Below are 22950 nucleotides of genomic sequence, written 5' to 3'. Positions count from 1 at the left end.
CCATGGTCGATGCGCCGCGCCCGAAACGGCACTTCCGCCGGCCGAGCGTGATCCCGGGCTTCGGGCTCACCTTCGGCTACACGCTGACATGCCTGAGCCTGATCGTGCTCCTGCCCCTCGCCGCCTTGGTGGTGAAGTCCTCGGAGATCGGCCTCTCGGGCATCGTCGCCGTCGCCACCGACCCGCGGGTGGCGAGCGCCCTGCGGGTCAGCTTCGGCGTCTCGCTGCTCGCCGCGCTGACCGCCTCGGTCTTCGGCTTCATCGTGGCCTGGGTCCTGAGCCGCTACCGGTTCCCGGGCCGCAAGATCGTCGACGCGGTGGTCGACCTGCCCTTCGCGCTGCCGACGGCGGTTGCCGGCATCGCGCTGGCCTCCCTCTACGCGCCGACGGGCCTCGTCGGCGCGCAGCTCGCCAAGCTCGGCATCCAGGCGGCCTACACGCCCCTCGGCATCTTCATCGCCATGGTGTTCATCGGCCTGCCCTTCGCGGTGCGCACGGTGCAGCCGCTCATCACCGAGATCGACAAGGAGGTGGAGGAGGCCTCCGCCACCCTCGGGGCGACGCGCCGCATGACGCTGGTGCGGGTGGTGCTGCCGCCGCTGATCCCGGCGGTGCTCACCGGCTTCGCCCTCGCCTTCGCGCGGGGCGTCGGCGAGTACGGCTCGATCATCTTCATCGCCGGAAACCTACCTTACGTCTCCGAGATCGCGCCGCTGCTCATCGTCATCAAGCTCTCGGAATTCGACTACGCGGGCGCGGCCGCCATCGCCACGATCATGCTGGCGATCTCCTTCCTGACGCTGCTCGCCATCAACCTGATCCAGGCCTGGAGCCGGCGGAGATTCGGATATGTCTGAGGGTCTCGGCGCCTCCCTGCCCATCGACGCGCCGCGGGCCGAGGACCGGGTCCGGAGCGTCGTCACCGAGGGCCGCGCCGTGCGCTGGGTCCTGACGAGCCTCGCGATCGTCTTCCTGGCGCTGTTCCTGGTCCTGCCGCTGTTCACGGTCTTCGCCCAGGCGCTCGCCCGCGGTTGGGGCGCCTATCTGGCGGCCTTCCGAGAGCCCGACGCCCTCTCGGCGATCCGCCTGACGCTGACGGTCGCGGCCATCGCGGTGCCGTTCAACCTCGTCTTCGGGGTCGCGGCGGCCTGGGCCATCGCCAAGTTCGAGTTTGCGGGAAAAAGCCTGCTGATCACCCTGATCGATCTGCCCTTCTCGGTCTCGCCGGTGGTGTCGGGGATGATCTACGTGCTGATCTTCGGCTCGCAGGGCCTGTTCGGGGCCTTCTTCATCGAGCACGGCATCCAGATCATCTTCGCGGTGCCGGGCATCGTTCTGGCCACGATCTTCGTCACCTTCCCGTTCGTCGCCCGCGAGCTGATCCCCCTGATGCAGGAGCAGGGCACCACGGACGAGGAGGCGGCCCTGACGCTCGGCGCATCGGGTTTCCACGCCTTCCTGACGGTGACGCTGCCCAACATCCGCTGGGGCCTCCTCTACAGCGTCCTCCTCTGTAACGCCCGCGCGATGGGCGAATTCGGCGCCGTCTCGGTGGTGTCGGGCCACATCCGGGGCCTCACCAACACGCTCCCGCTCCACGTGGAGATCCTCTACAATGAATACAACTTCGTTGCCGCTTTCGCCGTCGCCTCCCTCCTCGCCGGCCTTGCGCTCGTCACCCTCCTCGTCAAATCGATCCTCGAATGGCGCTACGCCGGCGATCTCGCGGCGGGAGCCCGGCACTAGCGCGCCCGGCTCCACGGCGATCCGGGTCGAGGGCCTGTCGAAGACCTTCGACACGGCCGCGGTCCTGCACGATTTCCACCTGGAGGTGCGGGCGGGCGAGCTGCTCGGCCTGCTCGGCCCCTCGGGCTCGGGCAAGACCACGCTCCTGCGCATCATCGCCGGGCTCGACTTCCCCGATCGCGGCCGCATCCTGTTCGGGGGCGACGACGCCACCGGCCTGCCGGTGCAGCAGCGGGCGGTGGGCTTCGTGTTCCAGCACTACGCCCTGTTCAAGCACATGAGCGTGGCCGACAACATCGCCTACGGCCTCAACGCCCGGAAGCGCGCCGACCGCCCGGCCAAGGCCGAGATCCGCCGCCGCGTCGGCGACCTCCTCGACCTGATCAAGCTCTCGGGCTTCGCCGACCGCTACCCGTCGCAGCTCTCCGGCGGCCAGCGCCAGCGCATCGCGCTCGCGCGGGCTCTCGCGGTCGAGCCGCGCGTGCTGCTCCTCGACGAGCCTTTCGGGGCGCTCGACGCCCAGGTCCGCAAGGACCTGCGCCGATGGCTGCGCGAGATCCACGACCGCACCGGCCAGACCACGATCTTCGTCACCCACGACCAGGACGAGGCGCTCGAACTCTCCGACCGGGTCGCCGTGCTCGATCGGGGCCGGCTGGAGCAGGTCGGAACCCCGGACGAGGTGCAGGACAACCCGGCCTCCGCCACGGTGCTGCGCTTCCTCGGCGACGCCATCGAGCTCGAGGCGATCGCGGAGGGCGGGCGCGTGCTGGTCGACGGCAAGCCGACCCCGGTCGCGGCGCCGAGGGGCGCGGTCGGCCCGGTCAAGCTCTTCGTGCGCCCCTGGCAGCTCCAGTTCGCCGACCCGGCGGAATCCCATCTCGGCGGCACGGTCCGCGCCTCGCATCGCAGCCAGGGCCGCCAGCGCATCGAGGTGGCGCCCGCGGATGGGCGCCACCTCGTGGTCGAGGATTTCGACGGCGAGCGCTACGCCGCGGGCCAGCCCGTGGGCCTGCGGATCAATGGCGGGTACGTGTTCGCGTAGGCTGTCGAGACGCGCGTTCCCCCGGAGCGAGGGCCGGGACGCGCGTGCCGCGGCCAGGATCCCGTCGCGCCATCCCTCCGGGACGGCCGGAGGCCCCGCAAGATCCGCAGAGAGTCGCCAATCGGCGAAAGCTGCCTCATACCTTCTCGGATTCGACGACCCGCACCCGTGAGCGCGCCCCTGACCGCCCCCCGCCCCGACATCCTCGCCGCCATCGGCGGCACGCCCCTGATCCGCTTGCGCCGGGCCTCGGAAGAGACCGGCTGCACGATCCTCGGCAAGGCCGAGTTCCTGAATCCGGGCCTCTCGGTGAAGGACAGGGCCGCGCTCTCGATCGTGCAGGACGCGGAGGCGCGCGGGCTGATCCGGCCCGGCGGCACCATCGTGGAGGGCACGGCCGGCAATACCGGGATCGGCCTGGCCCTGGTCGCGAGCGTACGGGGTTACCGCACCCTCATCGTCATCCCGGAGACCCAGTCGGCCGAGAAGAAGCAGACCCTGCGGCTCGCGGGCGCGCGCCTCGTCGAGGTGCCGGCGGTGCCCTTCGCCAACCCGAACAACTACGTCCACGTCGCGCGCCGCCTCGCCGGGCGGCTGGCCGAGACGGAGCCCGCCGGCGCCTTCTTCGCCGACCAGTTCGACAACATCGCCAACCGCCGCGCCCATCTGGAGGGGACCGGCCCCGAACTCCACGCGGCCACGGGCGGGCGCCTCGACGGCTTCGTCTGCGCGGCCGGCACCGGGGGCACGCTGGCGGGTGTCGCCGAGGCCCTGCGCGCCCGCAACCCCGCGGTGGCGATCGCGCTCTCGGACCCGGACGGCTCGGCCCTCCACGCCTATTACACCACCGGAACCCTCGCGGCGGAGGGATCGTCGATCACGGAAGGCATCGGCCAGGGCCGGGTGACCGGAAACCTCGCGGGCTTCCGCCCCGACCATTCCTTCCGCATCCCCGACCGGGAGGCCCTCGACATCGTCTTCGCGCTGATGCGGGAGGAGGGGCTGTCCCTCGGCGGCTCCTCCGGCATCAACGTGGCGGGGGCGATCCGCCTCGCGCGCGTGCTCGGGCCCGGCCACACCATCGCGACCATCTTGTGCGACGGCGCGGCGCGCTACGCCTCGAAGCTGTTCAACCCGGATTTCCTGCGCGCGCGCGACCTGCCGACGCCGGATTGGCTGGAGGCCCAGGCGGGTCCCTTGCCGGACTGGCAGGCCTGACACCGGCACCGGCGAGGCCCGCACGTCTGAAAGGTGTGGCTGATCCACATCATTCTGGCTGAACTGCATCGCGGCGTTGAACGGAATCGGCCCAGGCGACGTTGGAACCGTCAAGCTCGCGTCAGATGGACCTATCTGCGGGCCGACCGGAGATCACGTCCATGACCCTGACCACCATTCTGCTGATCGTCCTGATCCTGATCGTCCTCGGCGGCGGCAACTTCCTCGGCGGCGGCGCCTACCGAGGCCCGAGCTTCGGCCTCGGCGGCCTGCTCGTGATCATCCTGATCGTCCTGCTGGTGACCGGGCGCCTCTGAACCGGAGGATCGCCGCAAGGATTCATCGCCCGCCCGGGACCTATCGCCCGCACCAAATCGCCGTGACGGCACCCGTGAGCGGTGCCGTCACGGCCCCGAGACTCGCGAGGCTCCCGGTCGGGGGCTGAGCGGAGGCGACGCCGTGCTCGCCCAGGAACGCCGCGACCGTGCCGGCCGCGATCAGCGGCTGGCTCGTCGGCGGCATCACCCCGGCGACCAGGCGGGGTGATGCGGGAAACCGTGCCACAAGGCCGACGAGCGCCCCGGCGCGGTCGAGCACCGGCGCCCCGGCCGCGCCGGGCTGGAGCGGGGCGAACACGCCGCCCGCCGACGCGCCCGATCCCGGCGCCACCGAGATCCCGCTCGCATCGGCCACCACCACCACGAGGGCGTCGCCCTCCGCCACCGGTTTTTCCCGGGGGGCGAGCGGTGCGACCACGCGCACCGCACCGGCTTCCAGGAGCGCGAGGCCGCGGGCCGGATCGGACGCCAGCACCCGGGCCGGCAGAGCGCCGACGTGCGGTGCCGCGCAGCCTTCAAGCGCCTGCGCGACCGTGAGCACCCGGCCCGGCGCCACCGCGATCCCGGTCGCCAGAGGGACTTGAGGCGCCGGGACCTGGGTCGCGGCGGCCTGGGTCGCGGGGGCCTGTGCCGGGCTTGCCGCCGCCGCGGGAGCCCGCGCAACCGCGGGGGTCTGGCTCGCGGCCGGGACCGCCTTGGCGCTCGCCTGCGGGGCCGGAGCGGATGCGCTCAGTGGGGCGGCCGCGCTCGGGAACGGCACGAAGCTGTTGGCGATCGCGATGACGAGGCGGTCGATCTCGCCCGCGAGCGCCTTGTCGTAGCCGAGCGCGAAGCCGCGGATTCCCTCGGGGCCGGCGGCGTAGCGGATGTAGGACTTGCCCGCCGCGGTCTCGGCCGTCACCACGATGAAATCGGCGCGCTTCAACTTGTAGGTCACCCGGCGGTCGTTGAGGGGCGCGGTCGCCCGCTCGAACAGGGCGTCGAGATCGGTCTCGCCGGGGGCGAAGGCGCGGCTCTCCAGGGTGACGCGCCCGTCCGCGCTCTGCCAGCGGGTGCCGCCCGCCAGGGAATTGCGCGTCGTGAACCAGCGCTCGGGCAGGCCCAGGACCGCGCCGCTCGCCGGGTCGGGCTTCACCGTGAAGCGCGCCGCCTTGCGGGCCGCCTCGCCCGCCGCCAGGATCGCGGCCCGCAGGCGCGGCTCCAGCGGGTCCGTCGCGGTCGGGGCCGTGCGCGCCCGGAAGGCGTTCAGCGCCTCGAAGCTGCGCCGCCCGAAGGCGCCGGACACCACGCTGTTGTAGTCGCCGGTCCAGATCAGCGCGTCCTGCAAGCCCTTGCGCTCGGTCTCGGGCAGCGCCTCGAACGCGGTCCTGGCGGCCTCGTAGGCGGGGTCGGGCTGGGCGGGCGCTGCGGCGGGGGCCGGCTTCGGCCGAGGTGCCGGCGCCTGCGCGCCGGCGCCGGTCGCGCTGAGGAGCGCCGCCGCGAGGCCGGTCACGAAGCCGAAGCGTGGGCGGCGCGCCATCCGATCTGATCTCCGACCTTTGGGGACCGGGAAACTGGCAGAGCCGGGGACGGATGGCCAGCGCCCGCCGCGACGGCCTCCCGGAGCATTGCGGCCCCTGCGGCAGGTGCTAGGCTCGCGGCCGTGGGGGAGCGGCCGGAATTGCTGCCCGTGCGTCGCCAATCGGGGGGAACGGTCATGCGGGGTCGGGTCATGGTCGGGTCTTCACGGTTCGGGCGCCGGATCGGCCTCATCGCGGGCGCGCTCGCCTGGAGCGGGGCCCTGGCGCTCCCGGTTCTCGCGCAGGCCCCGCTCACTCCCTCCGCCCGCACCGCCCCGAAGGCCGCCCCGCAGAAGGCCGCCGCCCCGCAGAAGAGCTTCCTGCGCGAGAGCCTCGCGAGCGCGGGCGTCCGGCTGGAGACGGCGCTGAGGACTGAGGCCGGCACGGCCGCGCAGAAGCCCGCCGCCCAGTCCCGCAGAGCCGGCGAGGCTTTGATCGAGGCCGAGAAGCCAGTCGAGGCCCTGCTGCCGCTCACGGCGGCCGTGGCGGCCGACCCCGCCGATCCGCAGAACTGGCTCGCCTATGCGCGGGCCGCCGATGCGGCCGGCGCCGACGAGGCGCAGGGCGATTACCAGAGCCGGACGCGCCTGCGCGGGCGGGCCTTGGCCGCCGCCTACCAGGCCTATTGGCGCGCCAGGACGGCGCCCGCCGAGGCCGAGGCCCTGGGGGTCCTGGCCGAGGCCTACGGCACCCAGTCGGAATGGCGCTCGGCGCTGGAAGCCTACTGGGCGAGCCTCGCCCTCGACGACGTCGCCGCGGTGCGCGAGACCTATGACGCGGTCCGCGCCGAGCACGGCTTCCGCATCCTCGACTACAAGGTGGATTCGGACGCGGCCTCGCCGCGCGCCTGCTTCCAGTTCTCCGAGAGCCTCGCGCCCAAGACCGATTTCGCCCCCTTCGTGGCCGTCTCGGGCGCGTCGAACGCCGCCGTCACGGCCGAGGGCAGCCAGGTCTGCGTCGACGGGCTGAAGCACGGCGCCCGCTACGCCTTCGTGCTGCGCGAGGGCCTGCCGTCCGGCGTCGGCGAGGCCCTGCTGAAATCGGCCGATTACGAGATCTACGTCCGGGACCGCTCGCCCCAGGTGCGCTTCACCGGCCGCAACTACGTCCTGCCCCGCACCGGCCAGGCCGGCGTGCCCCTGGTCTCCGTGAACGCGCCCAAGCTCGATGTCGAGGTGCTGCGCATCGGCGACCGCGGCCTGCTGCCCTCGCTGCGCTCCGAGGAGTTCCTCGGCCAACTCAACGGCGCCACCGCCCGAACCATCGCAGACCAGAAGGGCCAGCAGATCTGGAAGGGCAGCCTCGACACCGCCAAGGGCGAGCTGAACCAGGAGGTCGTCACCGCCTTCCCGGTGCTCCAGGCGGTCGGCAAGCTGGAGCCCGGCCTCTACATCATGCTGGCACGCCCGAGCGGCAGCGTCGCGTCCACCGACGAGGAATCCGGCGGCTACGAGCAGCAGGCGACCCAGTGGTTCGTGGTCTCGGATCTCGGACTAACCGCCTTCAAGGGCCGTGACGGCGTCCACGTCTTCGCCCGCTCCCTCGCGAGCGCCGCCGTGGTGCCGGGTGCCGAGATCCGCCTGATCGCGCGCAACAACGAGGTCTTGGCGACGCGCAAGACCGACGCGCAGGGCCACGCCGCCTTCGATCCGGGCCTCGCCCGCGGGGAGGGCGGCATCGCGCCGGGCCTCGTGGTGGCGCAGCTCGGCGACGATTACGGCTTCCTCGACCTCGCCCAGACCGCCTTCGACCTGACCGACCGGGGCGTGAAGGGACGGCCCGCACCCGGCGCCGTCGACGCCTACGTCTTCCCCGAGCGCGGCGTCTACCGCTCGGGCGAGACCGTGCAGCTCACCGCCCTCCTGCGCGACGCGCGCGGGGCCGCGGTGCCGAGCCTGCCCCTCACCCTGGTGGTGCGGCGACCGGACGGCGTCGAGTACCGCCGCGTGCAGGTGGCCGACCAGGGCCTCGGCGGGCGGGCCCTGCCGCTCGCCCTCCTGCCCGGTGCCCAGCACGGCACCTGGCGGGTCTCCGCCCATACCGACCCGAAGGCGCCGGCCATCGGCGAGGCGAGCTTCCTCGTCGAGGATTACGTGCCGGAGCGCCTGGAGGTGAGCCTCAGCCCGAAGGCGCCGGCTTTGCGCCAGGGCGAGCCGGCCCGGATCGAGGTCGCGGCCCGCTATCTTTACGGCGCGCCGGGCGCCGGCCTCGACGTCTCGGGCAGCGTCGTCGTGCAGGCGGCGAGCGCCAGCGGCATCAAGGGGCTGGAGGGCTTCGCGGTCGGCCTCGATGACGAGGCCGTCGAGGCGAACACCGCCGAGATCGAGGAGAAGGCCGTCACGGATGCCAAGGGCCATGCCAGCCTCACGGTGCCGGTCCAGGCGCTGGCGAGCCCCCGCCCAACCGAGGCGCGCATCACCCTCCAGGTCGGCGAGCCGGGCGGGCGGGCGCTCAGCCGGAGCCTCACCCTTCCGATCCTGCCCGATGCGCCCGTGCTCGCCCTCCGCAAGGGCTTCAAGGGGGATCTGCAGGAGGGCGGCACCGCGAGCTTCGACCTCGTGCTGGCAGCCCCTGACGGGCGCCGGCTCCCGGCCTCCGGCGTGGTCTGGACCCTGTCGCGCCTGGACCAGACCTATCAATGGTACCGCGCGGACGGCCGCTGGTCCTTCGAGCCCGTGAAATCGGTCCGCCGCATCGCCGACGGGCGCCTCGACCTGAGCGCGGACGCGCCGGCCCGGCTCGGCGCCCCCGTCAGCTTCGGCAAGTACCGCCTGGAGGCGAGCCTGCCCGGCCATCCGGCCGCCACCGTCAGCGTCACCTTCGGGGTCGGCTGGACCGGCGGCGAGACGGCGGACGTGCCCGACCTCCTCGACCTCACCCTCGACAAGGGGGCCTACGCGGCCGGCGAGACCCTGCGGGCCCGGATCGCCCCGAAATTCAAGGGCACGGCGACCCTCGCGGTCGTCAGCGACACGGTGCACGACATCCTCGACGTGAGCGTGCCCGAGGGCGGCACCACGGTGAGCATCCCGGTCAAGCCAGAATGGGGCGCGGGCGCCTACCTGGTGGCGAGCGCCTACCGGCCCCTCGACCAGGCGGCCAAGCGCCTGCCGGGCCGGGCCCTGGGGCTCGCCTGGTTCTCGGTCGATGCCGGCAAGCGGGCGCTCACGGTCGCCCTCGACGCGCCGGCCAAGACGCGCCCGCGCCAGGACCTCACCCTGCCGATCCGCCTTTCCGGCCTCGCACCCGGGGCCGAGGCGCGGGTCAGCGTGGCGCTCGTCGATGTCGGCATCCTCAACCTGACCCGCTACGAGGCCCCGAACCCCTTCGCGCATTTCTTCGGCCAGAAGGCGCTCGGCCCCGAGATCCGCGACCTCTACGGATACCTGATCGACGGGATGCAGGGGACGCTCGGCGCCATCCGCTCCGGCGGCGATGGCGGCGCGGGCGAGCTTGCGGATTCACCCCCGACCCAGGCGCCGCTCGCCCTCTATTCGGGGATCGTCGCCGTGGGGCCGGACGGGACCGCGCAGGTCACCTTCCCGCTGCCCGCCTTCAACGGCACCGGCCGCGCCATGGTGACGGCCTGGGACGGGACCCGCTTCGGACAGGCCCAGGCCGACATCATCATCCGCGATCCCGTGGTCCTCACCGGCACCCTGCCGCGCTTCCTCAATGTCGGCGACCGCTCGCGCATCTTCGTGGCCCTCGACAACGTCGAGGGCGCGGGCGGCGCCTACACGGTCGATCTCGACCTGTCGGGGCCCGTCCTCGTCGGCGCCGAGGCGGTGCACACGGTCCTGCCGCTCGAATCCGGGGCCAAAGGCCAGCTCGTGATCCCGATCACGGCGGCCGGACCCGGCACGGCCCGCCTCGACCTCACCCTCTCGGGGCCGGGCCTGCCCGCGGGCATCGGCCAGAGCTTCGCGCTGCCGGTCGGGCCCGGCACCGGCCCCCTGGTGCGGCGCTCGCTCCGCCCGCTCGAGCCCGGCGCCAGCCTCACGGTCTCGAGCGCCCTGCTCGCCGACATCCTGCCCGGCACCGGCGCGGTCTCGGTCTGGGCCGGCGCGGTGCCGGGCCTCGACGTGCCGGCACTGCTCCAGGCCCTCGACCGCTACCCTTACGGCTGCTCGGAGCAGATCGTCAGCCGGGCGATGCCGCTCCTCTACGTCAATCGCCTCGCCGCGATGGACCGGCTCGCCCTCGACGACACCCTCGACGGGCGCATCCGCGAGGCGATCGAGCGGGTGCTCGCGCGCCAGGATTCGGGGGGCGATTTCGGCCTCTGGTCGGTGGGCGGCACGAACGACCTCTGGCTCAACGCCTACGTCACCGACTTCCTGACCCGCGCCCGCGAGCGCGGCTTCGCGGTGCCCCAGCCGGCCTTCGCGAGCGCCCTCGACCGCCTGCGCAACGCGGTCGCCAACACCACGGAGGTGCGCGACGGCGGCATGGACCTCGCCTACGCGGCCTACGTGCTCGCCCGCAACGGCCGGCCGGTGATGGGCGACCTGCGCTACCTCGCCGACACCCGGATCGGCGACTTCCAGACGCCGCTGGCCCGCGCCCAGATCGCGGCGGCGCTGGCGTTGCTCGGCGATCGCGGCCGGGCCCAGAAAGCCTTCGACGCGGCCCTCGCCGCCCTGAAGAGCACGCCCGACACGCAGAGCTACCGGGCCGATTACGGCTCGCGCCTGCGCGACGGTGCCGGGATCCTGGCGCTCGCGGCCGAGACCGGCCTGACCCGCGAGGCCCTGCCTCCCGTCGCCGCCGTGATCGGCGAGGAGCAGGCGAGCGGGCGCACCACCAGCACCCAGGAGAATGCCTGGATGGTGCTGGCCGCCGAGGGGCTGACCAAGGAGGCCGAGACGCTGGCCCTCGCGGTCGACGGCGCGCGCCAGCCCGGGACGCTGGCACGCAGCTACAAGGGCGCGACGCTCGACGCCAAGCCCGTGACTGTGACGAACGAGGGCCGCGCCCCGGCCCAGGTGGTGCTCAGCGTCAGCGGCAACCCGATCACCCCCGAGCCCGCCGAGGCCCGGGGCTACACGGTCGAGCGCAGTTACTTCCGGCTCGACGGCAGCCCCGTCGATCTCCGGGCGCCGCTCCGCCAGAACGACCGCCTCGTCGTGGTCCTCAAGGTGACGGAGGCGCGCGCCACCGCCGGGCGCCTCCTCCTCGTCGACCGCCTGCCGGCGGGCCTCGAGATCGACAACCCGAAGCTCCTCGACGCGGACACGCTCGCGGGCCTCGCCTTGGCCAAGACCGATGTCCAGCCGGCCCATGCCGAGTTCCGAGACGACCGCTTCGTGGCGGCCTACGACCGGACCCCGGAGCAATCGGCCTTCTTCAGCGCCGCCTACACGGTCCGGGCGGTCTCCCCCGGCACCTACGTGCATCCCGGCGCCACCATCGAGGACATGTACCGCCCCGAGCGCTTCGGCCGCACCGCCTTCGGCTCCCTGACGATCGAGGCGGCGCGGTGACGCGCACTGCGCGGAGCGAGGGGGCCCACCTCTCCCGTCCGGGAGAGGTCGAGTCGGCGCGAGCCGACCGGGTGAGGGGGGCGACTTCTCCGGACAACGCGCACCCCTCACCCCAACCCTCTCCCGAACGGGAGAGGGGGCCCGTTGCGCTGCCTGCGCCGTCGTCGCGCGGCCGCGTGGGCGGAGCCCGGGATCCAGAGCCGCCGAGCGTGCCGTTCCCTGCCGCCTCGGTCTGTCTCGGATTGCACGGCACCGGGGCGTCCCTTCGGGCTCGCCGCCGGCGCCCCGGACCGATGGTGCGGGTAAATGACGGCGCCGCCTGATCCTGCCGGCGCCCGCCGCCTTGCCCGCGCGGCCCTCGTGGCCGGCCCGCTTCTCGCGGGCTCGATTCTCGGAGGCCTCGCCCTCGTCCAGGCCGTCGCCGCGCTCCCGCCCCTCGACCTCACCGGGGCCGCGCGGCGGTCCACCGTGGTGCTCGACCGCCAGGACCGGCTGCTGCGCCCCTTCGCCACCGCGGACGGGCGCTGGCGCCTGCCCCTGTCGGCGGCGGGTGTCGATCCGCGCATGCTCGCCATGCTGACCGCCTACGAGGACCGGCGCTTCGCGGCCCATCCCGGCATCGATCCGGCCGCGACCTTGCGGGCCGCGTGGCAATGGCTGCGGCACGGGCGCATCGTGTCGGGCGGCTCGACCCTGTCGATGCAGGTGGCCCGCCTGATCGAGCCCCGGCCCGAGCGCTCGCTCGGGGCCAAGCTCCGCCAGATGGTGCGGGCGGTGCAGTTGGAGCGGCGCCTCGGCAAGGCGGGGGTGCTCGATCTCTATCTCGCGCTCGCGCCTTATGGCGGCCCGGTCGAGGGCCTGCGGGCCGCGAGCCTCGCGTATTTCGGCCGCGAGCCCGCCCGGCTGTCCTTCGCCGAGAGCGCGCTCCTGGTCGCCCTGCCGCAGGCGCCGGAAGCGCGCCGGCCCGACCGCTTCCCCGAGGCCGCCCGCCGCGCCCGCGACCGCGTCCTCGACATCGCGGCCGCGCGCGGCGTGATCGCGCCGACCGAGGCCGAGGCGGCGAAGGCCGAGCCGGTTCCGCGCGGGCGAAAACCCTTCCCGATGCTCGCGGCCCACGCGGCGGAGGCGGCGGTCGCGGCCGATCCGGAGGCGCGGGTGCTGCGCCTGACCCTCGACGGGCGGCTGCAGGCGAGCCTGGAGGCGCTGGCGGCCGAGCGCGCGGAGGCGGCCGGCCCGGATCTCTCCGCCGCGATCCTGGTCATCGACAACCGCAGCGGCGCGGTGCTGGCCCAGGTCGGCAGCGCCGGCTACCTCGATGCCGGCCGGCGCGGGGCGATCGACATGACGGCGGCGATCCGCTCCCCCGGCTCGGCCCTGAAGCCCTTCATCTACGCGCTCGCCTTCGAGGGCGGCATTGCCCATCCGGAGACGCTCCTCGACGACCGGCCGGCCCGGTTCTCGGCCACCTACGCGCCGGAGAACTTCGATCTCACCTACCAGGGCACCGTCACGGCCCGGCGCGCGCTGCAGCTCTCCCTCAACCTACCGGCGGTGGATCTCCTGGAGGCGGTTGGGCCAGCCCGCTTCGTGTCCCGGCTGCGGGGGGCCGGCGCCGGCATCCTGCTGCCGCGCGACACCGCGCCCGGCCTGCCCGTGGCGCTCGGCGGCCTCGGCATCACCCTTACGGACCTCGCCCGGCTCTATGCGGGGCTTGCCCGGGGCGGGGCGGTGCCGGATCTCGTGCGGCGCCGGGACGGGCCGCCTGCGCCGGCCTCCGAGCGGGCCGCGATCGCCGAGCCGGTGGCCGCCTGGTACGTCGCCGACATCCTGCGGGGCGCGCCGCCCCCCGAGAACGCGCTCGCCGGCCGCATCGCCTTCAAGACCGGCACCTCCTTCGGCTACCGCGACGCCTGGGCGGCGGGGTTCGACCGCCGCATCACCGTGGCGGCCTGGGTCGGGCGGGCGGATGGGGGGGCGGTGCCCGGCCTCGTCGGGCGCCTTGTGGCGGCGCCGATCCTGTTCGACGCCTTCGCCCGCTACGGCGGCGAGCCGGAACCCCTGGCCCAGCCGCGGGATGCGATCCTGACCACCACGGCGGGGCTGCCGCCGCCGCTCCGTCACATCCGGCGCGACCTGCCCAAGACCCTGGCCGGCACCCTGACGGCCCCCCTCAGGATCGCCTACCCGCCGGACGGCGCGCGGATCGATCTCGGGCTCGGCCCCGGGCTCGACGTGGCGCCCCCGAGCCTCGCCCTCAAGGCCCTCGGGGGCGTGCCGCCGCTGACCTGGATGGTGGATAGCCTGCCGGTGGCGCAGGGGCCCCGCCGCCAGTCGGAATGGCGGCCGGAGGGGGCGGGCTTCGCCCGGATCTCCGTGATGGATGCGGCCGGCGCGAGCGACAGCGTGGTGGTGCGGATCGAGTGATCAGGCGGCGGGCGCGGCGTGCCGCGTCGTCTGCGCGGCGGCGTCGAGGAGAAGGGCGAGCTCGCGCCCCGCGGCCGCGACGCGCTCGGCGACGCCGGAATCGACGATGACGCCCTCCTCGATCTCGCCCGGGCCGGCATAGACCGAGGTCGGCGCGATGTGGGCGGCGAAGAAGCCGAAGAGGGGGCGCAGGCCGTGCTCGACCACGAGGGCGTGGCGCAGGCCGCCGCCGGTCGCCGTGAGCACCACCGGCTTGCCCAGCATCGTGGCGGGGTCCAGGAAATCGAGGACGTGCTTGAACAGGCCCGCATAGGAGCCCTGATAGACCGGTGTCCCGACGATCAGGGCGTCCGCCCCCTCGATCGCCTCGATCAGCCGCGCGGCCGGCAAGGGCAGCATCTCCCGGCTCGCGACCGCCAGGCCGGGACCGGCATCCAGGAGGTCGAGCACCTTCAGGTCGATGCGGCGATGGCGCGCGAGCTCGGCCCCCACCGCCTCCACGAGGGTGCGGGTCCGCGACGGACGGTTCTGGCTGCCCGAGAAGGCGACGATACGGGGGAGGGACACGGGGCGGGATCTCCGGTCTTCGCTGGACCTTCTCGGCTGATGCGGCGCGGAGCGGCCGCCCAACGGACAACACTGATACGGTTACCTAACGCCCCGAATGCAAGGGGCCGCAAGGGGCAGGCCGAGGCGGAATGTCTCACCGGCCGCGAAGTTCCGGTTGCGATGCCGCTCTCAGCGGAAGCGCCAGACGCTGGTGCGCTTGATCTCCGCATCCTCGAGCGCGCGGGTCACCGGCACCGCGTAGGTGGCGAGGCTGTCGAGCCGATCCTTCGGCAGGTAGGCGCGGCCGGGATCGCCCAGCAGCACCGTGGCGCCGCCCGCGTGGAGGTCCCCGAGCCAGTCGCTGACCCGGCCCGCGAGATCCTGCTCGTAGAAGATGTCGGCGGCGAGCACGAGATCCGCCTCGGGCGCGGAGCCGATCAGGTCGGCTTCCGCGGCCTCGATCCGGTCGGCGACGCCGTTGGCCGCGGCGTTCAGGCCGATCGACGCGATCGCGAAGGGATCGAGGTCGCTCGCCAGGACGTGGGTCGCGCCCACCCGCGCCGCCGCGATCGCCACGAGGCCCGAGCCCGAGGCGAAATCGAGCACCCTGCGCCCGGCCACGAGGCCGGGATTGTCGAGGAGATAACGGGCCAGCGCCTGCCCGCCGGCCCAGGCGAAGGCCCAGAAGGGCGGCGGCAGGCCGATCTCCTGCAACTCCTCCTCCGTGCGCTGCCACAGGGCCGTGGCCTCGTCGGCGAGGTGGAGGACGATCTCGGGCGCGTGCGGCACCGGCCGCAGCCGGGTCTCGGCCCGGATGAAGGCGAGGGCCTCGGCGGGCGTGATCCGGTGCGGGGTCGTGCGCGCGGTCGGGCCATTCCCGCCCTGGCTGTCCTGGCGCGGCCCGGTCATGCGGCGAGAAGCTCGCGATAGAGGGCGCGGACCGCCTCCGTCACAGCGGCCTCCGTGTAGCCGCCCTCCAGGACCCGGGCGCGGGCCGCCAGGCCCATCCGGGCGACGCGGTCGGGATCGGCCGCGAGGCGCCGCAGGGCGGCGGCCAGCGCCCCGGCATCGTCGGGGGGCACGACGAAACCCTCGACGCCGTCGCGCACGAGAGCGCGGCAGCCCGGCACGTCGGTGGTCAGGATGGCGCGCCCGCAGGCCGCCGCCTCGAGGAGCGTGCGCGGCAGGCCCTCGCCGCCGCGCGAGGGCAGGCAGGCCGCGTGGTGGCTCGCCCAGACGCCCCCGACGTCGCGGGTCGCCCCATGCCAGGTGACCCCGTCGCGGCTCCAGTCCCGCAGGGTCGCCTCGGGAATCGCGCGCCGGTTCTGGGGATCGGGGGCGCCGTAGAGGGAGAGCTCCACCGGCAGCCCCTCGGCCCGCGCCCGCCGGACCGCCTCGACGGCGGTGTCGACCCCCTTCGACCAGAGCATGCGGGCAACGAGCGCGACCCGCAGCGGCGGCGCAAGCGGCGGCGGCTCCGGCGCGAAAACGTCTGGATCGACGCCCGCCCCGCCCACGATCGTCACGCCGGTATCGGCCGGATCGAGGCCGAGCGCGCGCGCATCATCGGGATTCTCGAACAGGAAGCGGGTGCGACGCGAGGCGAGCGGCCCCCGGATCAGGTGGCGCAGCCCCGTCCGGGCAAGCTTGCCGGCCCGGTCGCTCCGGGCACCGATCAGGCCGAGGCCGGTCAGGGCGTAGACCCGGGCCTGGACCCCCGCCATCGCGGCGGCGGTGCCGCCGACCAGGATGCCCTTGAGGGCGATGCAGTGGACGATGTCGGCCTTCAGGGCCTTGAGGATCGCGGCAAGCTGGCCCGCCGCGTAGCCCGCCGCCATTGGGTTCAGGCTCGAGCGCTCGCTCTCCAGCGCCACCACGCGGGCGCCGGTCGCCTCGATGGCGGCCCGGTGCGCGCGCACCCGCGTCACCACCGCGACCGACAGGCCCATGGCGACCGCCACGCGGGCCATCGGCAGGAAGTGCGAGGCGAAGAACCAATCCTCGGTCACCACGAAGACCAGGCTTTTCATCGGCGCGGGCGAAGGCGTGTCCATGGGCCCGCTTTAGCACGGCCGCGCTCCGGCCGTGCGGCGGATTTGCCGGACCGGAACAGCGCTCCCGCCTCTCCGGTTGATGCTCGACGAGGCGGGAGGAGTCGTTTCATGGGTTCGGAGCCGGGAGCGTGCGCGGACAAGGCCGGAGATCCGCGCGAGGCCGCCATCGAGGCGGGCCTCGCCTACGTGGATGACGGCAAGCCCGGCATCACGCGCAAGCGCAGCGGCAAGGGCTTCCGCTATTTCGACGCGAAGGGCGCCGCCTTGCGCGACGAGGCGACCCTCGCGCGCATCCGCTCCCTGGCGATCCCGCCGGCCTATACCGACGTCTGGATCTGCCCGCGCCGGAACGGCCACATCCAGGCCACCGGCCGCGACGCCAAGGGGCGCAAGCAGTACCGCTACCATCCAGATTTCCGCGAGGCGCGGGAATCGAGCAAGTTCACCCACATCATGGCCTTCGCGGACACGCTGCCGGGCATCCGCGCCCGCATCGACACGGATATGAGGCGCTCCGGCCTGCCCCGCGAGAAGGTGCTGGCGACGGTGGTGCACCTCCTCGAGACCACGCTCATCCGCGTCGGCAACGACGATTATGCCCGCGCCAACAAGAGCTACGGGCTGACCACCCTGCGCGACCCACACGTGACGGTCGCGGGCGCGGAGCTCCGCTTCCGCTTCAAGGGCAAGAGCGGCAAGACCTGGGATCTCTCGGTCAAGGACCGGCGCGTCTCTCGCATCGTCAAGGCCTGCCAGGACCTGCCGGGCCAGGAGCTGTTCCAGTACATCGACGCGGACGGCGAACAGCGCGACGTCACCTCGGCGGACGTGAACGCGTATCTGCGCGAGATCACCGGCCAGGACATCACCGCCAAGGATTTCCGGACCTGGGCCGGGACCGTGCTGGCCGCGCTGGCGCTGCAGGAATTCGAGGCCTTCGACAGCGAGGCCAAGGCCAAGAAGAACGTCCGGGCGGCGATCGAGGGGGTGGCGAGCCGGCTCGGCAACACGCCCACCATCTGCCGCAAGTGCTACATCCACCCCCAGATCCTCGATGGCTACCTGGAGGGCGACCTGATCCTGCAGGTGCGGGACGCGGTCGAGACCGAGCTCTGCGAGGACCTGGACCGGCTGCGGCCGGAGGAGGCTGCCGTGCTGAGCCTGCTGCAGAAGCGGCTGGCGAGCGCTGAGGTCGCGCGGCCCGGACAGGCGGGCGCCGCGAAGACGACGCGCAAGGTGCTCAAGGCCGCGAAGGGCAAGCCCGCCAAGGCCGCGGCTTCGGAGGGCAACGCTTCGGAGGGCGAGGCTGGGGCCGGCAAGCGCGCGAAATCGGCCGCGCGACGCAGGCCGGTCCGGGCGGGGGCGCCGGCGGCCGCGGCCTGAGGCTCGCCGCGCGTGCGGCTTCGACGCGCCAGCGCGGCCTTGAAGTCGAGATCGATATAAGGGTTTATTCGACCGCGATGCCGGGCACCGGCGCCGCATGAGAGGGGACAACCATGGAAGTCGACGCGCTGCTGCTCTCGCGCATCCAGTTCGGCTTCACCATGGCGTTCCACATCATCTTCCCATCCTTCACCATCGGGCTGGCGAGCTTCCTGGCGCGCCTCGAGGCGCAATGGCTCTGGACCGGCGACCCGATGTACCGGAACCTGTACCGGTTCTGGGTGAAGATCTTCGCGGTCTCCTTCGGTCTCGGCGTCGTGTCGGGCATCGTGATGAGCTACCAGCTCGGCACGAACTGGTCGCGCTACTCCGACTTCACCGGAAACGTACTGGGACCGCTGATCCAGTACGAGGTCATCACGGCCTTCTTCCTGGAGGCGGGCTTCCTCGGGATCATGCTGTTCGGCTGGGAGCGGGTCGGTGACCGGCTGCACTTCGTCTCGACCTGCATGGTCGCCTTCGGCACGCTGGTCTCGGCCTTCTGGATCCTGTCGGCCAATTCCTGGATGCAGACGCCCGCGGGCTTCGTGGTCGAGAATGGCCGGGCCGTGGCCACCGATTGGCTGAAGGTGATCTTCAACCCCTCCTTCCCGATCCGCTACGCCCACATGGTGCTCGGCTGCTTCCTCACCACCGCCTTCGCGGTGGCGGGGATGTCGGCCTGGATGATCCTGCGCGCCCGCAAGGAGCCGCCCGCCAAGGTGGCGGGCGCCCGGCTCTCCCTCTCCATGGCGCTCTGGTTCGCGGTGATCTGCACCCCGCTCCAGATCTTCATCGGCGACGCGCATGGCCTCGCGGTGCTGAAGCTGCAGCCGACGAAGCTCGCGGCGATCGAGGCGAACTGGGAGCGGCAGGCCGACATGCCCCTGCTGCTCTTCGCGATCCCGAACATGAAGGAGGAGAAGAACGACTTCGAGATCGGTATCCCGAGGCTCGGCAGCTTCATCCTCACCCACGATTTCTCGGGCGTGGTGCCGGGCCTGAAGGACGTGCCCCCGGACCAGCGGCCCCCGGTCTGGCCGGTCTTCTACTCGTTCCGCATCATGGTGGCGATCGGCATGGCCATGCTGACCTTGAGCCTGTGGAGCCTGTATCTGCGCTGGCGCGGCACGCTCTTCAGCAACCGCCTGTTCCTCACCTGTGCCATGCTGATGACGCCCTCGGGTTTCGGGGCCGTGCTGTTCGGCTGGTTCACGGCCGAGATCGGGCGCCAGCCCTACATCGTCTACGGGCAATTGCGCACGGCGGATGCCCATTCCCCGCTGACCACCCAGGCCGTGACGACCTCGCTGATCGCGTTCCTGATCGCCTACGCGATCATCTTCGGGTTCGGCAGCTACTACCTCGCCAAGCTCCTGCGGAAGGGGCCCGAGCCGCTGGAGGAGGCCGTGCGCGGCGACGATATCGGTCGCAAGCCCAAGCGTCCCCTCTCGGCGGTCAACGAGGATCTCAAGCCGAACCCGGCTTGAGACGGGGGCGGCGGCGCCTCAATGGTGCACCGCCCCGTCCCGTTCCGGGCGGCGCGCACTCCCTTCGGCCGAGCGGCGCCCGGATTCGGCTTCGACCACCGGAGCGAGGCCGAGCTGACGCGCGAGGGAGACGAGGTCCTTCAGCCGGCCGGTCTGGGTCTTGCGGCGCAGGTTGAGCCGGTGGGTCTCCACCGTGCGAACGCTGAGCGAGAGGCGTCGCGCCACCTCCTTGTTGCTGAAGCCCGCGCTGAGGAAGCGCAGCACCTCCGCCTCCCGTGGCGTCAGGCCGAGGGTGTCGCCCGCCTCGGGCGTCTCCGGCACCGGCGCGCCGGTGAGGCAGCTCTGCCCGTCCGCCAGGGCCAGGAGGGCCGTGCAGACGTCGGGGGCAGAGGCGTTGCGGGCGATGAAGGCATCCGCGCCGGCCGCGAGCAGTCCCAGGAGGTCGTCGCGCGTGAGCGCCTGGAAGGCCACCAGGGTGCGCAGGGCCGGCCAGGTCTCCTTGAGGCCGGCGAGGCGCGCGCCGCTATCGGCGGGGCGTGCCTCATCGACGAAGAGCAGGGCGATCGTGCCGGCCCCGTCCTGCCTCAGATCGGCCTCGCCGATCGTCTGCAGGGCCGGCATGTGCTCCAGCGTCGCGCGGAATGTCGGGCTGGCCGCCCGCAACTCATCCAGGATCAGAACTTCCACGGCTCGACTCATGCCGCCTTACCCCTCTGGTTCCCGCCGCGAAACAGCTCGGCCGGGCTTGTCGGAGAGGTTTCAAGAGTCGTTCCAGAGGCTTAGACGGGCTTTTCCCGGGCCGGCGCCGCCAAATCCCGGATTCGGACCCGCCCCGTCCCGGAATCTGTACCGGGGCGGAACAGTCGCGTTAACGATCCGTGTACCGATTCGTATCAGTCCCGGCCTCAGGCGGGGTCCGGGGCGCCCGCGATCAGGCGGTGCGCGCGAGGATCAGGTCGGTGGCGGCCGAGACCACCCGGTCGCGCCCCGTCGTCTTGGCCTCGTAGAGGGCGATGTCGGCCCGCTTGAGCAGGCCCTCGACGGTCTCGCTCTCCGACCACGCGCTGACCCCGAAGCTGCAGGCGAGCCGCACCGGCCCGCGCGCGCCGCGCACCCGGAGGTCGCGCACGAGGAGGCGCAGGCGCCCGGCAAAGGCCTCGCCCTCTTCCAGCGAGCGGCCCGGCAGCACGATCGCGAATTCCTCGCCGCCGAGGCGACCGACGATGCCCTCCGCGCCGAACAGCTTGGCGACGGCCTGGATCGCCGCGTCGCCGACATCGTGGCCGTGCTCGTCGTTGATGCGCTTGAAATGGTCGATATCGGCGAGGATCGCCGTCATCTGGCCGTGATTGCCGGTGCGGTCGGCGGCGTCCCGCGCCCGCCCGAAGAAGGCGCGGCGGTTGAGAAGGCCGGTCAGCGGGTCCGTCTCGGCGAGGCGGATCAGCTCTTCCTGCATGGTGGTCAGGCGCTCGGCCGCGCGCAGGCGCGCATGCAGCTCCTCGGCGCCCGGGGGCTTCTCGATGAAGTCGTCGGCGCCGCTGTCGAGGGCCTCCGCGAGGTTGCGGGCGTTCCGGGCCGAGGACATGGTGATGACGTAGAGGGGCCGGCGCGCCTCCGCGAGCAGGCGCGCGGACCAGCACAGTTCCAGCCCGCTGATCGGCCGGACCTCCAGGCTCGTGATCAGCACCCGCACGGAGGGCGTGTTGTTGAGGAAGGCGAGCGCTTCCTCCGAATCCGTGAAGGCGTTGACGGCGTGTCCGCGCGGTTCGAGCAGAGCGGTGATGATCTTGAGGACCACCCGGCTCGAATCGACGATCATGATATGCATGGGGCAGGCTTTCGCGCGGTCGGAGCGTATTGGCGCATCCTGCGCGAGCAAACCTTAATTAGTCGCCAAGGCAGCGTACCCGGGGCGCACGCCATGATCGGACGGTATAATCTTGCCCAATGCTGAACAGACTCAGGCTGCAGAAAATGGTTTGCAGCAACGTGAGGCCCATCCGGTCACGCCGGATGGCCGTTATTTCGTGGTGCGCGGCCGGTTGTGGCGTTGCGCGGACCCCGCCCTGTCGCCGGCGCGGCGCAAGGCCCTGGTGCAGGACCTGATGACGGCACGACGGGCGGTGCGCTCCGCCAAGAAGGCCGAGCGCGCGGGCGCGCCGGAGGCCCTCGACGCGCTCGCGGCGGCGCGGGCCGCGGTCCAGGCCGCGAAGGTGGCGCTCGGCGAGCGCGGGCCGGTCTGGTGGACGGACGGGGCGCCGGACGAGAACCGGCGCCTGGCGCGCAACACGGGCTACGCGGAATGGTTCGCGGCGCGCGAGGCCGACGGCCCCGGTGCGGTCAGCGGCGCGGCACCGTCACGGGGATGATGCGGGCGCCGCCAGAATAGGCCGCCGGACGCATGCCCTCGGCCGCCTCTCCGGAGCGGAACTGCGACCAATGGCCGTCGCGCTCCCGCGACAGGATGCGGGCGCGGGCCGGGTCTCGCCGGCGCGGGGCCGGGCTGTCGATGACGTAGACGGTCGGCTCGCCGACGGGCGCGCGACGGATGCCGGAGACCGTGGGCACCCCGTAGGTGCCGTAGCCCCAGGCGGGCGGCACCAATTCGCGCGGGATCGGGAAGCGGGTGAGCGGGGCGCCCACATAGGCCCCCCCCACGAGGTTGTCGCCGTAACCGTAGGCGGATCCGTAACCGGGCGCCGGACCGCCCACATAGGTCAGGTCCTGCGCGGCGGCCGGGCCGACGAGGCCGGCGCCGAGCGCGAGGGCCAGCAGGGAGCCTCGGAGAGGGCGGCTGAGGCTTCGTGACATGCGGCGATGCTCCGGCGCGGTGCGGCGTCCGGTGTGAAACCCGAACACCTCAGGTTCGTTCCGCGCAAGGCCCCGGGCCAGCCGCGCAGACTGCGTAAGGGGCCCCGATCGATGGGTCCCGGTCCGGAGAACCCTGTGAAAAACCCCGCGGAATCCGCGGGGCTTCGGGGGCGCGCCGAGGCGCCGGCTCAGCGGCAGGTCGTGATCCGGCGCACGATCCAGCCCTCGCCCTCGACCCAGAGCCGGCGGCGGGAGCGGCTGCAATTGGCGGTATCGCCCTCGTCCTCCGCTTCCGCAACGGCCGCGACCGGGCGCAGGGCCTGGCCCGCATCCGCGACCTTCGTGGAGATCCGGTCGGCCGCGGGCGCAGCCGACGCCTCTCGGGTGGCGCCGAACGCCAGAAGCGTCGCGACCGCGAGCCCGATCGCCCCGTTCCTGCCCATTGCCGCAAGCTTCGTCGTCATCATGATCCTGCCCGCACGCCCCTTGGGGGCGCGTCATATGTTGATGCGTGGATTGTAGCGCCGCGTACGGCAGCAACTCTGGAGCGGTAATCCACGACCGGCCCATCCGGTTGCAGAATGGGTTGGGCTTTGTTCACGCCCGCGTGATTCGGCGCATCAGCCGGGCCGCCCCGGCGCGCCGGCGTCGCGGCGCCGCGTCGCGCCGCACGGGCGGGACTTGCCGGCGGCTTCGCGTGAGAATAGGCAGGACGCGCAACAGCAGATCCGGCGATTGCCTCAGATCTTGCTCCGGGAACATCCTTCTTAAGAACACTTCTAAGCTTTCAGGAGCAGGCGCTGACCAT

General features: G+C 72.8%; 18 protein-coding genes. 10 read left to right on the top strand and 8 right to left on the bottom strand.

The window, feature by feature from the left end; translation table 11 throughout:
• Positions 1-2 precede the first annotated feature (2 nt).
• The 5 genes from cysT (at position 3) to F6X53_RS18500 (ending at position 4326) form a co-directional block, all read left to right on the top strand.
• Positions 3-857, top strand: coding sequence for a sulfate ABC transporter permease subunit CysT (gene cysT / locus F6X53_RS18520; protein WP_151001673.1), 855 nt, complete (start codon positions 3-5; stop codon positions 855-857).
• Positions 850-1746: a sulfate ABC transporter permease subunit CysW gene (gene cysW, locus F6X53_RS18515; RefSeq protein ID WP_151001672.1), complete on the top strand. Its 897-nt coding sequence runs from the start codon at positions 850-852 to the stop codon at positions 1744-1746. Before cysT ends, cysW begins: the two co-directional genes overlap by 8 nt.
• A 19-nt stretch (positions 1747-1765) precedes the next feature.
• Entirely contained in the window at positions 1766-2791 is a 1026-nt protein-coding gene (locus tag F6X53_RS18510) for a sulfate/molybdate ABC transporter ATP-binding protein (RefSeq protein ID WP_238296831.1), read from the top strand.
• Between the two features lie 168 nt (positions 2792-2959).
• Positions 2960-4009 (top strand): cysteine synthase A, encoded by a 1050-nt coding sequence (locus F6X53_RS18505; RefSeq protein ID WP_238296829.1) that lies wholly within the window; start codon positions 2960-2962, stop codon positions 4007-4009.
• Positions 4010-4170: 161 nt separating this feature from the next.
• The gene (locus tag F6X53_RS18500) at positions 4171-4326 is read left to right on the top strand and encodes a DUF3309 domain-containing protein (protein ID WP_151001671.1); all 156 of its coding nucleotides are present in this window, start codon (positions 4171-4173) and stop codon (positions 4324-4326) included.
• Between the two features lie 40 nt (positions 4327-4366).
• Here F6X53_RS18500 and F6X53_RS18495 read toward each other — a convergent pair whose 3' ends face one another.
• Entirely contained in the window at positions 4367-5866 is a 1500-nt protein-coding gene (locus F6X53_RS18495) for a S1 family peptidase (RefSeq protein WP_151001670.1), read from the bottom strand.
• A gap of 192 nt (positions 5867-6058) precedes the next feature.
• On the opposite strand from F6X53_RS18495, the gene F6X53_RS18490 reads away from it, so the two are divergent.
• Positions 6059-11392: an alpha-2-macroglobulin family protein gene (locus F6X53_RS18490; protein ID WP_151001715.1), complete on the top strand. Its 5334-nt coding sequence runs from the start codon at positions 6059-6061 to the stop codon at positions 11390-11392.
• Positions 11393-11698: 306 nt separating this feature from the next.
• Complete coding sequence (gene pbpC / locus F6X53_RS18485) at positions 11699-13816, top strand: penicillin-binding protein 1C (protein ID WP_151001669.1); 2118 nt, start codon at positions 11699-11701, stop codon at positions 13814-13816.
• Here pbpC and F6X53_RS18480 read toward each other — a convergent pair whose 3' ends face one another.
• The 3 genes from F6X53_RS18480 to F6X53_RS18470 all read right to left on the bottom strand — a co-directional run bounded on the left by F6X53_RS18480 (position 13817) and on the right by F6X53_RS18470 (position 16419).
• Positions 13817-14383, bottom strand: a complete 567-nt coding sequence (locus tag F6X53_RS18480; RefSeq protein WP_151001668.1) for an NAD(P)H-dependent oxidoreductase — start codon at positions 14381-14383, stop codon at positions 13817-13819.
• Positions 14384-14554: 171 nt separating this feature from the next.
• The gene (locus tag F6X53_RS18475; RefSeq protein ID WP_151001667.1) at positions 14555-15274 is read right to left on the bottom strand and encodes a class I SAM-dependent methyltransferase; all 720 of its coding nucleotides are present in this window, start codon (positions 15272-15274) and stop codon (positions 14555-14557) included.
• The gene (locus F6X53_RS18470; RefSeq protein WP_151001666.1) at positions 15271-16419 is read right to left on the bottom strand and encodes a glycosyltransferase family 4 protein; all 1149 of its coding nucleotides are present in this window, start codon (positions 16417-16419) and stop codon (positions 15271-15273) included. The genes F6X53_RS18475 and F6X53_RS18470 overlap by 4 nt, the downstream gene beginning before the upstream one ends.
• Before the next feature lie 108 nt (positions 16420-16527).
• Between F6X53_RS18470 and F6X53_RS18465 the strand changes: the two genes are divergently transcribed.
• Both F6X53_RS18465 and F6X53_RS18460 read left to right on the top strand, forming a co-directional pair.
• Positions 16528-17802, top strand: coding sequence for a DNA topoisomerase IB (locus F6X53_RS18465; RefSeq protein ID WP_151001665.1), 1275 nt, complete (start codon positions 16528-16530; stop codon positions 17800-17802).
• 113 nt (positions 17803-17915) lie between these two features.
• Positions 17916-19331: a cytochrome ubiquinol oxidase subunit I gene (locus F6X53_RS18460; protein WP_151001664.1), complete on the top strand. Its 1416-nt coding sequence runs from the start codon at positions 17916-17918 to the stop codon at positions 19329-19331.
• Positions 19332-19349: 18 nt separating this feature from the next.
• Here the strand turns inward: F6X53_RS18460 and F6X53_RS18455 are convergent, their stop codons facing one another.
• Both F6X53_RS18455 and F6X53_RS18450 read right to left on the bottom strand, forming a co-directional pair.
• Positions 19350-20030, bottom strand: coding sequence for a response regulator transcription factor (locus F6X53_RS18455; RefSeq protein WP_151001663.1), 681 nt, complete (start codon positions 20028-20030; stop codon positions 19350-19352).
• A 232-nt stretch (positions 20031-20262) separates the two neighbouring features.
• Entirely contained in the window at positions 20263-21159 is an 897-nt protein-coding gene (locus tag F6X53_RS18450) for a GGDEF domain-containing response regulator (RefSeq protein ID WP_151001662.1), read from the bottom strand.
• Positions 21160-21310: 151 nt separating this feature from the next.
• Here F6X53_RS18450 and F6X53_RS18445 point away from each other — a divergent pair, with 151 nt between their 5' ends.
• Positions 21311-21700: a hypothetical protein gene (locus F6X53_RS18445; RefSeq protein ID WP_151001661.1), complete on the top strand. Its 390-nt coding sequence runs from the start codon at positions 21311-21313 to the stop codon at positions 21698-21700.
• Here F6X53_RS18445 and F6X53_RS18440 read toward each other — a convergent pair.
• Both F6X53_RS18440 and F6X53_RS18435 read right to left on the bottom strand, forming a co-directional pair.
• On the bottom strand, positions 21672-22142 hold the full coding sequence (locus F6X53_RS18440; protein ID WP_151001660.1) for a hypothetical protein: 471 nt from the start codon (positions 22140-22142) through the stop codon (positions 21672-21674). The two genes, F6X53_RS18445 and F6X53_RS18440, sit on opposite strands and share 29 nt — an antisense overlap.
• A gap of 188 nt (positions 22143-22330) precedes the next feature.
• Positions 22331-22609, bottom strand: a complete 279-nt coding sequence (locus F6X53_RS18435) for a hypothetical protein (RefSeq protein ID WP_342353999.1) — start codon at positions 22607-22609, stop codon at positions 22331-22333.
• Positions 22610-22950: the final 341 nt, after the last annotated feature.

It is taken from the genome of Methylobacterium soli (assembly GCF_008806385.1).
Taxonomy (GTDB): domain Bacteria; phylum Pseudomonadota; class Alphaproteobacteria; order Rhizobiales; family Beijerinckiaceae; genus Methylobacterium; species Methylobacterium soli.
Note: the sequence above shows the minus strand (reverse complement) of the source record. Positions and strands in the feature narration are given on the sequence as shown.